Genomic DNA, 15,380 nt, shown 5'->3' with positions numbered 1-15,380 from the left:
TTTTATTATTACTCCAGGCCATCTATCACAAGGAGGCCTGGATACCAATAAAGGTCAGGTTCCTGTCGTAGTCAAAGCCGTTTATATTGGCATTCCTGTCAGAAAGCTCCACCCCTGCACTAAAAGCCAGCCAGCGGCGCATCTGGTACTTGACGCTCAAACTGGAAATATCTAAATCATCTGCGCGATCCGAGCCTTCGTACTCGATATCGGTGTGGCTGATGGACACCTCGGTGCTGAGACGCTCCAACCAGGTGTGGGTCCAGGACAGGGCGTAGCGCTGTGCATCGACAAAGTTACCGATGCCGTTGGTTTCCTCACTGCTGCGCTCGGTCAACAGGTCGAAGGCACTGTAGGTACGAGGCAGCCAGCGGACGCTCACTTCCCATCGAGGACCGGTGGAGTCGTCGCGGGTGGCACTGTCGAACTTCTTCTGCCGGGATCCCACCTTGATGGTACCGCTGGTTTTGGCGGTGCCCTCCCAGGTAATACCCACCAGCAGATCGGTTTCGGCACTGTTCAGCGTTTCGACGTCGACATCGGTATAGACATAGTCGATTTTGCGGCGTGTGACTTCTGCCAGCAGCTCGGTTTTACCACCGATGTTATAGAAGAACTCCAAGGACGCATAATCAGTGCCGCGATCGCGGTAGCGGGTACGGTCGCCGCCATCGTAGTCTCGCTCCCCCGTACCCAGGGTCAGGTCGATACGCCCCTTGGCAGTCTCAGCACCAAAGCTGTAGGTACCGTGGATATCATCTTCCTTATAGGTTTCCGGCTCATCCAGGGAACTGCCGCTCCCCTGCGAGAAGCCCGAACCACGTGCCTCGTGGTTGTCCTCATAGCTGCCGGCCAGGGTGAATCGGTTGCGGGCATTCAGCTCCCAATTGGCATCACCATGCAGGGCGTGGTCCAGGTAGTTGTCCTGGTTACTGTCGAAATACTCGCCCTTGGTCAGGGAGTAGTTCAGGTTATAAGTGGAAACGCCGTTGTCCGCCGACAGCTGGAAATCAGGGCTGACAGTCGCGACGACACTTTCGTGTTTCCCTGTATCAGAAAAGATGACGTTATCGTCGTTCATAAGACCCAGCCTTAATGAAGGCGTAAACAAGATACCGCCGCCCAGCTTAACCGACGCCGCCTCGGTTTGAGCCTGTGCCGAACCTGCCGAAATAAAAACGATCAATCCCGTCGCCGCGGAAAGTCCTACTTTAGTCATCGTTGCATTCCCCAAAAAAATTTACCCAATTCGGCTCGAGAACTCTGCTCAGTTTCAACGAGGTGGATGGCTCCGAAATCGAATACGCAACCTGGAACCTCGATACGTCAATCAGGGTATAGCCATTTGTAGAAACATTTGCCACTCAAAGAAAACTAATAAGCGCTTTTTCCCACAAACCCCTTAAACACCGTCATCAGCACGATTTTCAGATCCAGCCAAATGGACCAGTGGCGGATATAGTGCAGGTCGTGCTCCACCCGCTTGCTCATTTTCTCTATAGTATCCGTTTCACCGCGCCAGCCGTTGACCTGCGCCCAGCCGGTAATGCCCGGTTTGACCTTGTGTCGCAACATATAGCCTTCCACCAAGCAGCGATACTCTTCGTTGTGCGCCACCGCATGGGGGCGCGGCCCCACAATCGACATACTGCCCTGTAACACATTGATAAACTGCGGCAGTTCATCCAGGGAAGTTCGGCGGAGGAAGCGACCGAAAGGTGTAATACGGGCGTCATTGCGGCGAGCCTGAACCACTCTGTCACCATTTTCCTGCGTCTTCATGGATCGGAATTTCCACACCTCAATCGGGCGCCCATCCAGACCGTAGCGGAGCTGCTTGAAGATCACCGGCCCTGGAGAAGTCAACTTGATGACAACCGCAATCAGCAGCATCAGCGGCGAAACCAGGATAAGGATTAACGATGACAAGAGTAGGTCCTCCAACCGCTTCAGCCAACTGTTAAACCCTTCAATGGGCGTGTCGTAAACACTTAACAGGCTGGAGCTCCCCACCTGGTGCCAACGCGCATGCAACAGGTTGTTTACAAACAGGTCGGTCAGTAGGTGCACAGTAGCAGTGGTATCGGCAAAGGCCTGCAATATCTCTGAAATTCGCTGCTCCTCGCGCATCGGCAAAGCGATATAAACCAGATCCAGCTCACCGGACCTGGCCCTGTCTATTGCATCGTTCACATCGCCAAGCAGATTGACCGGGCCCAAGTCCAGCATCGATTGTTCGCAGCCATCGCTATCGGGCACGCGATAAAACCCCTTTACCCGAATTCCCAGCTGCGGCTCGGAGGAAAAATTGCGCGCTAGCTGGATGCCGGACGTAGTCACCCCGACTATCGCAGCAGAACGGGTATTGCGATCACGGGAACGAATATAGAAGAGCACCCTCCGGAATGCGTACCGCCAACCACTAAGCACCAAGAGAGTTCCCAGGAACCAGCACCCAACCACCAAGCGGGAGTAGGTAGGCCCCGACTTGCTGAAGTAGGCCAGCAACACCAGCAATGCGCAGACCATTGCCCAGGAAAACGCAGTGTAGCCGAACAGCTGGGGATAGGTGTCCGTGCGCCAGGAGCGATAGAGATCTAGCGACTCTGCCATAAAGGCAAAGCCAATGGCCGCCAGCAATCCGGCCAGAAGCCAGTCACTGGTGAGTGACTGATTGAAGAAGATACAACAGAGAAAAAGCGTACAAAGAATGAATAGACCGTCCAGAAAACGGTAAAGCGCTGTCAAACCACTCTGATGGCTGCGGATACTTCCTTGTCCCACGGCGCCCTCCTGAGATTCCCCAATGCCGAAAATCCATGATCGACAATGCGGTGAAAACGGTCTTTTCGAGAAAGTGACGGCCAACCCAGATCCTGCGGGTTCCCAGATGACTCAACCAGAGACCAACTTTCTGCACTCCCTCATCAATGCCATAGGATAGACACCTTTCAGTATAAATTTGACGCCCACCTGATAAAGACATTGAAGCAAGCGCCAAAACTTCTTATTTCAAAAATAACTGCCAACTCTCGATAGCACAAACCTCCCAACTCCCCAAGCCGATAAAACACCAAGAAAATTGGCCAATATATCAATAGCCGAAGCCGTCCTACTTGGCAGGGCCAACCCCTGACAAAGCTCAATCCCACCCCCCATCAGAAACAGAAAAATCATGCCCCACAATTGCCAGCGCCGGGAAAAGCCAAGCTGCCACAAAAAACTCATAGCGAAGAAAGCGCCAAAGTGCAGCACCAAGTCAAAATTGGAAACAATTTGAGGAACTGGTTGTGACCTGAGACCTGCATGCAAAGCCACAGCCACCAGCAACAGGTACAGCCCCCGGATTATTAGTAACACACACTACTACCTCAACGAATAGCCCTTTGTGGACAATCAAAATATAGTTCAGAAAATTCAACACAGACTATCCCGCCGGGATCTAATCCGCGCCCAAGTAGCAGTATCAGCTGCAGGTCCCAATATGGAAATGAGCGGTTTGTAAGACGCTGTCGTCTTGAAGATTTCCCTGGCTACTTCATCGCCCTCAAGCCCTGAAACTGTCCTGGCTGGCAAGAAACCACCGGTAAGTGGCCGCCAGACCCTGTTCCAAATTGATGGAATAGCGCCAGCCAAGATCCGCCAGCCGACTGACATTCATCAGCTTGCGGGGGGTGCCGTCAGGTTTGGTAATATCAAAAGTAATTTGCCCCTCGAAACCCACTACCCGCGCCATGGTTTCCGCCAGTTCTCGAATGCTGCAGTCTTCGCCGGTACCCACATTGATGTGGGAAAGCATTGGCTCGGTGTAGGACTGGTACTTTTCCAGCGGAATGTTCAATACATGCACACTCGCCGAAGCCATATCGTCCACATGCAGGAACTCACGCATCGGTCGGCCGCTGCCCCAGACAACAACCCTCTCTTCACCGGCAAGCTTCGCTTCGTGAAAACGGCGCATCAATGCAGGTACCACATGGGAATTTTGCGGGTGGAAATTATCGTTCTGGCCATACAGGTTCGTGGGCATTACACTGCGATAATCTCGGCCATACTGTCGATTATAGGACTCACACAGTTTGATACCGGCAATCTTGGCGATGGCATAGGGCTCGTTAGTAGGCTCCAAAACACCGGTTAACAAGGCGTCTTCCCCCATCGGCTGCTCCGCATACTTGGGGTAGATGCAGGACGAGCCCAAAAATAGCAATTGCTGCACGTCCGCCTGATGGGCCGCATGAATGATATTGGCTGCGATCATCAGGTTTTCATAGATAAACTGCGCGGGGTACTTATTGTTGGCATGAATCCCCCCTACTTTGGCTGCCGCCAGATAAATCTGGTCAATACGCTCGCCCAACAAAAAGCCCCGCACCGCCCGCTGATCAAGTAGGTCCAGCTCGACCCGATCGCGGGTAACAACTTCCACTTCAGGACTATTGGCTAACTGCCGGACGATGGCCGAACCCACCATCCCCTTATGTCCGGCAACGAATATTTTCTTCATACTCATAGGATAAAATACTAACCACACTACTCCATTGCCACATTCACCTCATACCCATGCTCTTTCAACAACGCATGGCGTTTGGCCTTATCCAGATCCTCGGCAACCATCTCCGCGCACATCTCCCCCACAGAAATTTCCGGCTCCCACCCCAACTTTTCCTTAGCCTTGGAGGAATCCCCCAACAGGGTTTCAACCTCCGCAGCCCGAAAATAACGCGGATCCACCCGGACTATCACATCCCCCGCCGCCACCGCCGGTGCTTTTCCGCCAACGACGGACTTGACCACGGCATTCTCATCAACGCCTTCCCCTTGAAACTCCAGTTCAATGCCCAGCTCCAGGGCACTCATGCGCACGAAGTCCCGCACAGAAATCTGATTGCCAGTAGCAATTACGAAATCCTCCGGATTGTCCTGCTGTAGCATCATCCACTGCATGCGCACATAGTCCTTGGCGTGCCCCCAATCGCGCAACGCATTCAAATTTCCCAAGTACAGGCACTGCTCCAAGCCCTGAGAAATATTGGCCAGCCCTCGCGTGATCTTGCGAGTCACGAATGTTTCTCCGCGACGGGGTGACTCATGATTAAACAGAATGCCATTGCAAGCGTATATACCATAGGCTTCCCGATAGTTAACGGTAATCCAGTAAGCATACATTTTTGCCACTGCGTAAGGAGAACGGGGATGAAATGGCGTCGTTTCCTTTTGAGGCACTTCCTTTACCAGACCATAGAGCTCAGAAGTCGACGCCTGGTAGAATCGCGTTTTCTGCTCTAACCCAAGGAAACGAATGGATTCCAATAGCCTTAGGGTACCGAACGCATCAACATCGGCAGTGTATTCTGGCGCTTCAAAGGAAACGGCTACATGAGACTGAGCACCTAAGTTGTAGATCTCGTCTGGCTGCACTTCGTTGACAATACGAATTAGATTTGAACTATCGGTTAAATCACCGTGGTGTAGTTTAAAGGTAGGATTGGGTTCATGGGGATCTTGATAGATATGATCTACCCGCTCCGTATTAAACGATGACGCACGGCGTTTTATACCATGCACTTCATAATCCTTTTCCAGCAGATACTCGGCGAGATAAGACCCATCTTGCCCAGTGATCCCTGTAATGATCGCAACTTTTTTCGGCATAATAAAGCCCTATCCTTGTCGACCTAATTCCAGACTCAAACCCACTACTCCATTTCTTGACACTACAATTCTAGACGTCCCCTCCACACCCCAGCACCGTCTCAAAATCCGACATGATCCGATCCTGCACGAGATACTGTCGGGCGTAATCCATGGCGACCTGGTTTGTGGCTGGCATGGCCATGGCCTGTTCGATGCCCAGTAAAAGGGCATCGAGGGATTCAGATTCAACGCAGGTAGCGATTCCAGGGTACCGCTGACAAAGCAGCCCCAGTTCGGTGGTTGGGCCGGCGGTGATCACTGCGTTACCACCAACAGCGAGGATGTTGGCGAGCTTGGAGGGCAATACACTGTCGGCGGCGCCGCGGCGTTGAACCACCAAGTGGCAGTCTGCCATTGCCAACAGTTTGGGTAAGTCTTGCAACGGTTGCAGAGGATAGAAGTGCACATTTTTTAGGTTGCGCTCAACCACCATCGTCTTCAGCCGCTTCTTGGCGGCCCCCTCCCCAACGATCACAAAACAGCCATCGCGCCCTGCCTGGGCGTAGTGACTCGAGGCCTCGATCACCAACTCCAGCCCCTGTTTCTCCCCCAGATTGCCGGAATACAGGATGATTCCTTTCTTTTCTTCGAGCCCCAACCGCTGCTTGAACGCCGCCACCTCCTCAGCAGTGGGTATAGCCAGCGACGTGCTCCAATTGGGAAAAAGCACCAGCCGGTCGTCATCCACGCCTTTCTCACGGGCCTTGTTGAGCATCGACTGGGAGATGGTGGAGACCCGGTCGAACCGGCGCAACAGCCACCGCTCCACGGAGTGCAGCCACCGCGCGAGACGCCCTCCCCGACCCATTCCCAGTCCCAGCATCGCGTCCAGTTCGTAGTCCTGCACGTGCAGCACCGAGCGGGCTCCGCTCAAGCGGGTGAACGCTACCGCATTCACGGCGGTAAAAAGGGTAGGCACCACCGTGACCACGACTTCAGGCTTCCAGAGCAGGTTTCTCACCAACACGGGAATTGAACTTACGGCAAAGGAGCCCAGATGGATCAAACGCTTAAAGGTGGTGACGGAGCCGGGCACATACAATGGACAACGATACACTATCGTGCCACCAACCTGGGATGTCTGATAGCGCCAACTGCTGAAGCCCTGGGCCACCTTCCACTCAGGATAATACGGCGGGGCCGTCACGACATGAACCTCGTGCCCGCGCCCGACCAGCCACGCTACCATCTCCCCGGTGTATTTGCCGATACCGGTCTTCTCCGGTGCATAGTTGATGCCGTACACGAGAATCTTCATACGTCTAATCGCAAACAACAAAGGGGAACCTGACCATGAAAACCAAGGCTTTCACCCTTGGCGCTGAACTAGCCAGTTACCCAACACCAATGAATCCATTTTGGTGCGCAGGAAGCAGTCCAGCGCCTGTTCGGGACGACAAACCACCGGCTCATTTTCATTGAACGATGTGTTAAGCACGATGGGCACTCCCGTCAATTCCTCGAATGACTCGATCAGCCGGTAGTAGCGTGGACTTGTTTCTTTAAACACAGTCTGGAGACGACCAGACCCGTCTGCATGCGTCACGGCGGGTATCAGACTACGTTTCTCCACCTGAATCTGGAATACCTTCATCATAAAAGGAACATCGTCGTCCTCTTCGAACCACTCGGAAACCTTTTCGCGCAAAATTGAAGGTGCAAAAGGCCGAAAAGATTCGCGGCGCTTGATCTTAAGGTTGAGGATGTCCTTCATGTCAGAACGCCTAGGATCGCATACGATAGAACGGTTCCCAAGCGCACGTGGTCCCCATTCCATTCGGCCCTGGAACCAGCCAATCACTTTCCCTTCGGCGACGGCTTCTGCAGTGCGCCGGCACAAATCGCCCTCATCAGAAACCTGTTCCACTGAACAGCTTTCAGCATCAAGCCTGTCTTGATTCAGGTTAAGGACCTCCCGGATCTTATTGTCATGAAAGGCAGGCCCCCAATAGGCATGATCCATCACAAACCCGCGATGGGTTTCCTGTTGGTGCCACACCGAGAAGGCCGCCCCAATCGCCCCACCCGCATCGCCTGCAGCAGACTGGATGTACACCTTTTTAAACGGCGTACTACGTCGTACCTTGCCATTGGCCACCGAATTCATGCCGCATCCTCCAGCAATACAGAGATTGTCTACGCCATGTCGCATATGGAGAGCATGCAGAAGGTTAAAGAAAGCCTCTTCATACACCGTCTGCACGGAGCGAGCGATATCCTTATGGCGCTGTTCCAATGGCTCATCTATACCACGGGCCGGCCCTAGCAGCTCTTCAAGTTCAAGATCGAAGAGCCGTCCTACCTTCGGGTCTCCTCCCTCCCACTCATACTCTATCCGTTCCTTCCCGTGTCGGAAGAACCGCATATTAAGTTCGAAACCACCCTCCGATTGCAGCCGAAGTATCTCACGCATATGGCCCAGGTACAGGGGCTCTCCATAAGGCGCGAGCCCCATTACTTTGTACTCATCGCCGTAATGGGGAAAGCCGAGATACTGGGTTAGCGCCTGGTAGAAAATCCCCAATGAGTGCGGAAAGTAAACCCTTCCATCAACGGAAATCTCGCTTCCGCTTCCCACACCCCAGGCCGCGCTTCCAAAGTCGCCCATCCCATCTACTGACACGATGCATGCGTCGTCGAAAGGCGACACATAAAATGCTGAGGCAAGATGCGCCAAATGATGTTCTATGTGATGCACGCGGCCACTGAAAGAGTCCTCCGGAAACGCCCGTTGTAGTTCCTCTTCAATGCCGGCCCACTCTTTAGCATTGCGCAGGCGATCCGCAATCAGAGAAATCTCCGGGCGGTTCCTTAAAGTGAAACCGATCTTTTTCCAAAGGTTCGCTTTTGGGTTTCTGTTGACTGCAACGTGGCCGACATCCCCGAGCCTTATATTTCCTTCTTCAAGGCAATAGCGTATGGCCTCCTCAGGAAATCCCGCCCAATGCTTGATGCGCCGGAAGCGTTCCTCCTCTGCTGCTGCCACAAGAGCGCCCCCTTTAACCAGGCAGGCAGATGAATCTCCATGATAGGCATTAATCCCTAATATATAAGACATACTTATTCCTCATAGGTCCAGACCGTGATCATTCCGCAATATCTCGCGTAGCTTATTCACATCGCCGTTACTGCGTTTTTCTATTTCCATAATCTTCACATCGGCCAGCATGCGATACCACCAACCCTGCATGAAATGCCAAATAAAACCTTTAGCACCATCCAGAAAACCTAATCGTATAAAGTAACGATACAAGAAATAGAGCGTCGCACGAAAGCCAATGGGAAGCCTCGAATAGACTCTATCCTTGAGAACACGCTTCCATTTAGCCTGGGAAGCTTCTAATGACTTCAAGGACTCGTCTTTCTCAAGAAAGTGGTACTTATTATTCAGCAAATCTACTGCTTCACGAGAAGCATAAGCATTATGTTTCGTCACCCAAAAAGTGATGCCCTTTAGGTTTTCATCTACTAAGTGGCCATTCAACATATAGGTCCTAGAACCTTCGGGTAAAACAATATGCTCGTCCATCCAGCGTTGCTCCACGAAACCTGATCCGTGCCGCCAAACCCGCAACAAAATGAGTGGATAGAAGCCGCCAAAACGAATCCACTTACCATAAAAAATAACCTTTAAGCGGATATAAAATCCTGCCACATCGTCACCAATATTCTGCAGTGCTGAATGCAGCCCATTCTTAAGATCCGGATCCAGATATTCGTCTGCATCCACCCGCATTATCCAATCCGTAGCTCCACCACAGTAATCAGCGTAATTATCTAATCCCCATTGAAACTGATCAGCATAATTTTTCCATTTTCTCTGTACAACAGTAGCCCCCAGGGATCTGGCAATTTCAACAGTACGATCGGTAGAAAACGAATCAACAATGAATATTTTCGTAGCAACTTGCTGAACCGAACGGATACACCGTTCGATGTGAACCTCCTCGTTGAATGTGAGGATGACTACAGTCAATGAATCGTCATTTTTCATTCGAGAACCTTAAGCTTTATATATCCAAACACGTGTTCTTGATCGAACGGTTGGTACAGCCCAATATATGGATCTCTTCATAGATCGTGAGTTATATCTATTTCACCCTTCCAGCAAATCCTGTCATTACTACGGCATCCGTTTCAGTAAATGCTTCTCCGTCTTAGTCAAAGACTTTGGCCCACCATTTTTCTGTACTCATCCAGCATTCGGTTGGCCACCGCAGACCACTCATACTTTCCCTGCACCCATTCTCTTCCCCGTCGGCCCATTTCGCCGACTTCCATTCCAGAAATTTCGTTGATCGCGGTAGATAGTGATTCCGCATCATTCGGAACCACCAGCCCACAACCGATCTCGGCCACCTCTTCCCAGGCCAAGTAGTCGCTGACAATCACTGGAACCCCATGCGCCAGCGCCTCTACGACAACAATACAGAAATTTTCGGAATATGACGGCACCACGCAGACATCTGCCTCGGCAAATGCTTGGGCCTTTGCCTCCCCTTCAACATAACCGGAGAACAATACACGATCCCTGACTCGAAGCTCCTCAGCCAATGTTTCAACCTTGTGGACATAATCCGGGGCCCCACTACCACAGACGTTGAGGCAAACTCCGGGGCCAAGCTGGACCATGGCGTGCAGCAGATTTTCAAGCCCTTTAACGGGTGCTATGCGCCCCATGAACAGCAAGCGGAGGTTCCCGTCAGTTCGACATCCTCTCCCGCATGGAAAAGCTTCAGGGACCACCACCCCATTGGGAATCACCACGAAGCGCGCATTCCGATACACTGTTCGGGATGCCTCCAACTCCTGTTCGGTAGTCACGTGGATTGTCACTTTTCCGGCCTTCACATAAGGCAAGCAAAAGCGATTCCACAATCGCTTTACCGCCGACTTTGACGTCGATTGCGAGTCATACAGATTTCGATTTTGATCCCCAAGCAATGTTCCGTGCAAAGACCAGACTACCGGTTTACCCAGTGCGCGACATGCCATAAGAACCGGAATGGTGGGAAAAGAGTAGAGGGCAGTCAAATGTACCAGATCCGCCCAGGCAGCCATCGGCCCCAACCGGCCAAGAAGCCCTGGAGCGAAACTATTCATTGCAACCCGCCTCGTAAACACAACGTCATAAGCAGCCGCCATGGATTTCTCCCGCTTGGACAACCGCTTCGGGCCCGCTGCATCTGTCGTTAGCACACGAAGATTAACTCCTGGCAACGCCTTCAAGGCGTTATTCATATGCCATGTTGCAAATATCGGTCCCCCATACCAGGTTGCAGGATAATAAGAGGGCGTAACGTGGAGAATATTCATTTCACTCTCACGACCTTCAAAGCAGTTCGTCTTAGCCGGCTATAACCCCACAAGCTCTGGCAATAACCTGGAAGAAATTGCATAGCCTCCGTGCTGCCATAGTTATTTGTATTAACTTTGCAAACCACGGTGCATGTCAATCTTTAGCTCTTCGTAGAGCGCCATCGCTCTAGACCTTTCCTTACAGTAGGGCAGCTCCACACACAACCTTCTTCTGGCTTCACTCGGTCGCGCCACGTGGCTTTCTTTTCCTCCATGTATCATCCGATTGATATCTTCAATGCGCCGATATACTTCCTTCACGTTGGCTTCTGTATCTTCAAAAATTCGGTATCTTGTCCCGTACTTTTCATTTACTCTTTCAATGACTTTACCAAAATCCTTGGTTACCTCTTCGAAGTAGCCCCAAATTATCCTGTCTTTGAATCTTATGAGAGGGGAATAGAATTCAAACCAGCGCTCATAAGCCCAATCCGGTGCAACTTCCGGATGCCGGATCAATAGGGAACTGATCGCATCATCCGGCTTTCGGATCAGGACAATTACCGGCTTGCCCAACTTTACACACCTTAGTATCTGGGCCTCGACGTGAAGGTGATGTCCACAGGGTACGTAACGTCTTTGCGCAAATCGAAATGCCACCACAGCGTAGGTATTAGCGGATCGGGGGAAGCCCTCGATAACAAGTTCCTTGTCTGAAGACAGCAAACACTCCTGAACGTGCCTCCGTGGAGCCAACGCCCTATATAACGGAAAGAAAAGTGAAGGATATCTTCCACATTTATGCTTTAGGATATTTTTAATGTGCACTTTTGATACTATCCCTGACTCTTAGAACAGTTCCATATGGGTCGAGCAGACGATTCTTAATCAAATAGAAGTACTGCTGCAGTCGACTTTCTACACATCTTTCACTTATCCCTGCCCTAGAAGCCAGCCGTCTTTTCACTTGCTTTTCAAGGTGCTCCAAACGCCCAGAGACTGTGATAGAATCTTCATGCATGCGAAACCCAGAAAGATATGAGTGAGTACGATTAAACCTTACGCCCGCCAGCGCCATCTCAAACCACAACTCACCATCCCAACTTACATGGTTATCAATATTAAAGCCTCCCACCCTCTTGAAGGCTTCCGCCCTGAAGAACGTAGACTGCTGAATTAGGACGCAGGCGCCCAAAACGTACATAACTGGGTTGAAGCGGTGAGAGAAGGTCTTGCGGACTATCCGGCCCTGAGCATCGATTTTGTATCCGTGCCCACTCAGAACGCCGGATTCCGGGCGCACCTCGAACTCCTGTACGATACGACTAACTGTTCCAGGCAGTAACAGGTCATCCGAATTTAGATAACCATAGATATCACCACTGGCTTTGGAAAAGCCCTTATTCAACCCGTCAGCTGGTCCCTTGTCAGGTTCAAGTATGACGTGCGTGATTCTGTCCCGGTACTTCTCTATAATCTCACGGCTTCCATCCGTGCTTCCAGGGTCGACAACTATATACTCGATCTCCGAATAGTCTTGCTCCAGCACCGAACGAATGCAAGCTTCCAGAAACCAAGCCTGATTATAGGAAATTGTTACAATAGATACTTTCATGCAAGCGCTTGCTCCTCACTCTCCCTTTTATTCGACTTATCTTTTGCCAACCTTATCGAAAGCAGAAACAGTACGATTGTTGCAGCCCATGTAAACCTCATCATCGAACCAAAGGGAGAAAAGAATACATCCCAACAAGCGTGCAGCCCATAAAACATAGTAGGTACGAAAAGAGCGTGCGGAAAGCGAAACGAAACAATCAACGCGCGGACTACCAGCATGAGTATCGAAAACCAGAATACCGCCCCCAAGAACCCAGCCCAAACCCAGGCCTGCAGGATGTGAGAATGGGATGGAATTCGCTCGGTCCTGCCAATATAGTACTTCAGGCTATCCTCGGAACTGCCATAGCCCATGTCGAGCAAAAGCCATAGATAATCCCGATACTTCGGATCCTTCGCCCAAGAGCCGTGCCCCAGGATAGGCGAGTCCATCACAGCGAAAACCGCCGGGATTACTTCAGCCCGACCGCCTATGATCAACCCGAGTGTACCTGGAGCCTGCACCTGGTATTTTCTCAGTGCCGCTTCTCCCAACCACCCTCTAGTGACTGCGAATTCATAGCTTTTCAGTACTGATATCGCAGCCAATACCCCTGCAAGGCCAAGCACTATAAGACGACTGAAACCCAGTTTACGTTTGGCAAGGCTCTGTCCCAGCTTCTGAGAACGAAGCCAGGTCAAAAATGCAACAAGTGCCATAAACCCGCCCAGGGAACGGGCGTTGAGGTAGATTGATAGTGCGCCAAACCCCACCATAGCCACAATCCAGCGGATTGGCACCCGGCCAGTGTCTTTGCACCGCCACCCAATCCAAGTAATCATCAGCAGCGCAAGCGGTTGCCCAAACCCGAATTTCCAAGGCTCCCCTTCGAAAAACGGGGACGGTTGAACGAATTGGCGGAGAATTCCCCCAAGCGCTATTCCGAACAATAGCAGGTACATCCGGCGCAGATCTGCAGAGATCAGCTGTATGATGACTGTAAGAAGGATTAGAAAAACGATGATAGCAGCCCACCCTCGGGCCACATCTGACCAAGGCGTTCCCCGGTAGAGATCAGTCGCCACCTGGGAAAAAAGCCAGATCATTCCGAGAAGCATAATCCTACGGGCAGGCCTTTCGATTACCAGCCCATTCTTTGCAATCCATAGTATTAATAGAAGCGGCGGCGCTATGATCTCAACGACATAAAGTTCACCAACGAAATTGACATACCAGAAAGACAGAAGGCCGATTAAAAAAGTCAAGCCATCGAACGCTCTCGTGCGGCCAGAAGGGTGAGCGTAAACTATACTTGTTGCACTTCTATACATTAGTATCCGAACAGCTCCGCACTATCGCCAATAACGTTTATCACAGCATCGATCTCGCTGGTAGTCATGCGACTCTTCCATTTTTCAGTGGTTTCCTTGGCATTACGTTTTATGTAGGAACCTTCGCCAGGTGTGTAGTCTGTTGGGCATCTTGCGGCAAGGCTACTACGAATAAAGTTATCCACCTTGGAGCTATACGTTGCGCCGATCGTTCCAAAAACCCGATTGACTTCTGCATACGGTTTGAAGGCTAGATCTTCCTGCCTAATCCAAATACTCCGCGGGTGATCAAGGTAATGCGTACTGGCCCACCCATAAACTACTTTCCATAACAGGGCGGCTTGTAAGATAATTGGTTGAGAGGACTCTGAGAATTTTCTGATATCGGCAGCATCATGACTGGGCATTTCAGAAAGTAGACTAGGCTGCAATAGATGTTTAAATTCGAATCCCTTACCTCTCCGCTTCAGACTCTCCGCGAAAGCACAAGGATGGCGCACACACAAGACAATAAAAAGTCCATCGTTCCTCTGCAGCTGCTTCGCAGAAAAAACCAGAAAGGGATCTTTAAATACAGCCCTTTTCGGCCCACATCGGAACCGCGCATTGGTTAATGAATACTTGCCTACTCGCAGTATATCTTTACCGCTACGAACTCTGGCAGCCCGGCGCAGAGTCTGTCCGACAACACCCCGACCAACCATGTAGCCGTAAAGACTACTTCTGAGTTCGGAGTAGCGAGTTTCGTCATAATATTCATACCAGTGTTCTGGCGCAATCGAATTGTACCCAAGTGTAGGCGAATGGTTCAGCGGTTCATATATAACATTAAACTCCGGTGCCTGCCCGATAATCCGGCCGACAAGCGAACTCATAGAATAGTGGGTTCCTGTCACAATGACAGAGTCCTTGAAGAATTCAGATTCACGCCGGCTCATTGTTTATTTCACCTGAAGTCCCTGTGTTCCGAATGCTGGTAGCTTTTCAAATGGCGCTGGAAAACCCATCGCATGTTGTTGAAGGGAGGCATAACTAAACATGCAATGCCACAAATAAGCATCCAGCGAAAGAACAGGTATAAATTATCCATTACTTTTTTATCTCCTGTCACGATGAGAAAAATACTGACAGAAGAGCGGATCAGAATATATCGGCACAAAAACTACCAAAGAGAAGAATTGAAATCCCAACGGTCTGATCTTCGATAATGACATTGCCGAACTGTCTTCATTACTCCCGGGCTACAGGGATAGAGGGCCAGACACTGCGCAACCTCTATGGGCAAATCGAGGCTGTAAATAATTCTGTGTAACCGCCCATGCCGCTGGTTACTGGTGATCGACCAAGCGATCACCAAATTCGATCATAAAACGGTTTAGCGCTGGCTTCCAGTTGCGGATAGGCATCGTCCATTTTTTCGCTGCGGACTGCATGGCCAGGAAGACCACCTTCATCGC

13 protein-coding genes and 1 pseudogene are annotated in these 15,380 nt (G+C 51.1%); all 14 read right to left on the bottom strand.

The window, feature by feature from the left end; genetic code table 11:
- Positions 1-25 precede the first annotated feature (25 nt).
- Positions 26-1,219: an outer membrane beta-barrel protein gene (locus AC6R19_RS08425; RefSeq protein ID WP_500579354.1), complete on the bottom strand. Its 1,194-nt coding sequence runs from the start codon at positions 1,217-1,219 to the stop codon at positions 26-28.
- A gap of 155 nt (positions 1,220-1,374) precedes the next feature.
- Positions 1,375-2,784, bottom strand: coding sequence for an undecaprenyl-phosphate glucose phosphotransferase (locus AC6R19_RS08420; RefSeq protein ID WP_500579353.1), 1,410 nt, complete (start codon positions 2,782-2,784; stop codon positions 1,375-1,377).
- Positions 2,785-3,012: 228 nt separating this feature from the next.
- Positions 3,013-3,360: a VanZ family protein gene (locus tag AC6R19_RS08415; RefSeq protein WP_500579352.1), complete on the bottom strand. Its 348-nt coding sequence runs from the start codon at positions 3,358-3,360 to the stop codon at positions 3,013-3,015.
- A gap of 187 nt (positions 3,361-3,547) precedes the next feature.
- Positions 3,548-4,513 (bottom strand): GDP-L-fucose synthase, encoded by a 966-nt coding sequence (gene fcl, locus AC6R19_RS08410; RefSeq protein WP_500579351.1) that lies wholly within the window; start codon positions 4,511-4,513, stop codon positions 3,548-3,550.
- A gap of 20 nt (positions 4,514-4,533) precedes the next feature.
- Positions 4,534-5,655: a GDP-mannose 4,6-dehydratase gene (gene gmd / locus AC6R19_RS08405; RefSeq protein WP_500579350.1), complete on the bottom strand. Its 1,122-nt coding sequence runs from the start codon at positions 5,653-5,655 to the stop codon at positions 4,534-4,536.
- A gap of 70 nt (positions 5,656-5,725) precedes the next feature.
- Complete coding sequence (locus tag AC6R19_RS08400) at positions 5,726-6,955, bottom strand: glycosyltransferase WbuB (RefSeq protein WP_500579349.1); 1,230 nt, start codon at positions 6,953-6,955, stop codon at positions 5,726-5,728.
- Positions 6,956-7,006: 51 nt separating this feature from the next.
- Complete coding sequence (locus AC6R19_RS08395) at positions 7,007-8,755, bottom strand: carbamoyltransferase family protein (protein WP_500579348.1); 1,749 nt, start codon at positions 8,753-8,755, stop codon at positions 7,007-7,009.
- 9 nt (positions 8,756-8,764) lie between these two features.
- Positions 8,765-9,691 (bottom strand): glycosyltransferase family 2 protein, encoded by a 927-nt coding sequence (locus tag AC6R19_RS08390; protein ID WP_500579347.1) that lies wholly within the window; start codon positions 9,689-9,691, stop codon positions 8,765-8,767.
- Positions 9,692-9,858: 167 nt separating this feature from the next.
- Positions 9,859-11,013 (bottom strand): glycosyltransferase, encoded by a 1,155-nt coding sequence (locus AC6R19_RS08385; RefSeq protein ID WP_500579346.1) that lies wholly within the window; start codon positions 11,011-11,013, stop codon positions 9,859-9,861.
- A gap of 111 nt (positions 11,014-11,124) precedes the next feature.
- The gene (locus tag AC6R19_RS08380) at positions 11,125-11,571 is read right to left on the bottom strand and encodes a hypothetical protein (protein WP_500579345.1); all 447 of its coding nucleotides are present in this window, start codon (positions 11,569-11,571) and stop codon (positions 11,125-11,127) included.
- 241 nt (positions 11,572-11,812) lie between these two features.
- Positions 11,813-12,610, bottom strand: coding sequence for a glycosyltransferase family 2 protein (locus AC6R19_RS08375; protein ID WP_500579344.1), 798 nt, complete (start codon positions 12,608-12,610; stop codon positions 11,813-11,815).
- Positions 12,607-13,857, bottom strand: a complete 1,251-nt coding sequence (locus tag AC6R19_RS08370) for a hypothetical protein (RefSeq protein ID WP_500579343.1) — start codon at positions 13,855-13,857, stop codon at positions 12,607-12,609. The genes AC6R19_RS08375 and AC6R19_RS08370 overlap by 4 nt, the downstream gene beginning before the upstream one ends.
- Before the next feature lie 65 nt (positions 13,858-13,922).
- Entirely contained in the window at positions 13,923-14,861 is a 939-nt protein-coding gene (locus AC6R19_RS08365) for a hypothetical protein (protein WP_500579342.1), read from the bottom strand.
- A 390-nt stretch (positions 14,862-15,251) separates the two neighbouring features.
- Positions 15,252-15,380, bottom strand: a pseudogene (locus AC6R19_RS08360) (IS256 family transposase); the annotation flags it as partial.

The sequence above is a fragment of the Microbulbifer sp. SE14 genome (genome assembly GCF_059834885.1).
Note: the sequence above shows the minus strand (reverse complement) of the source record. Positions and strands in the feature narration are given on the sequence as shown.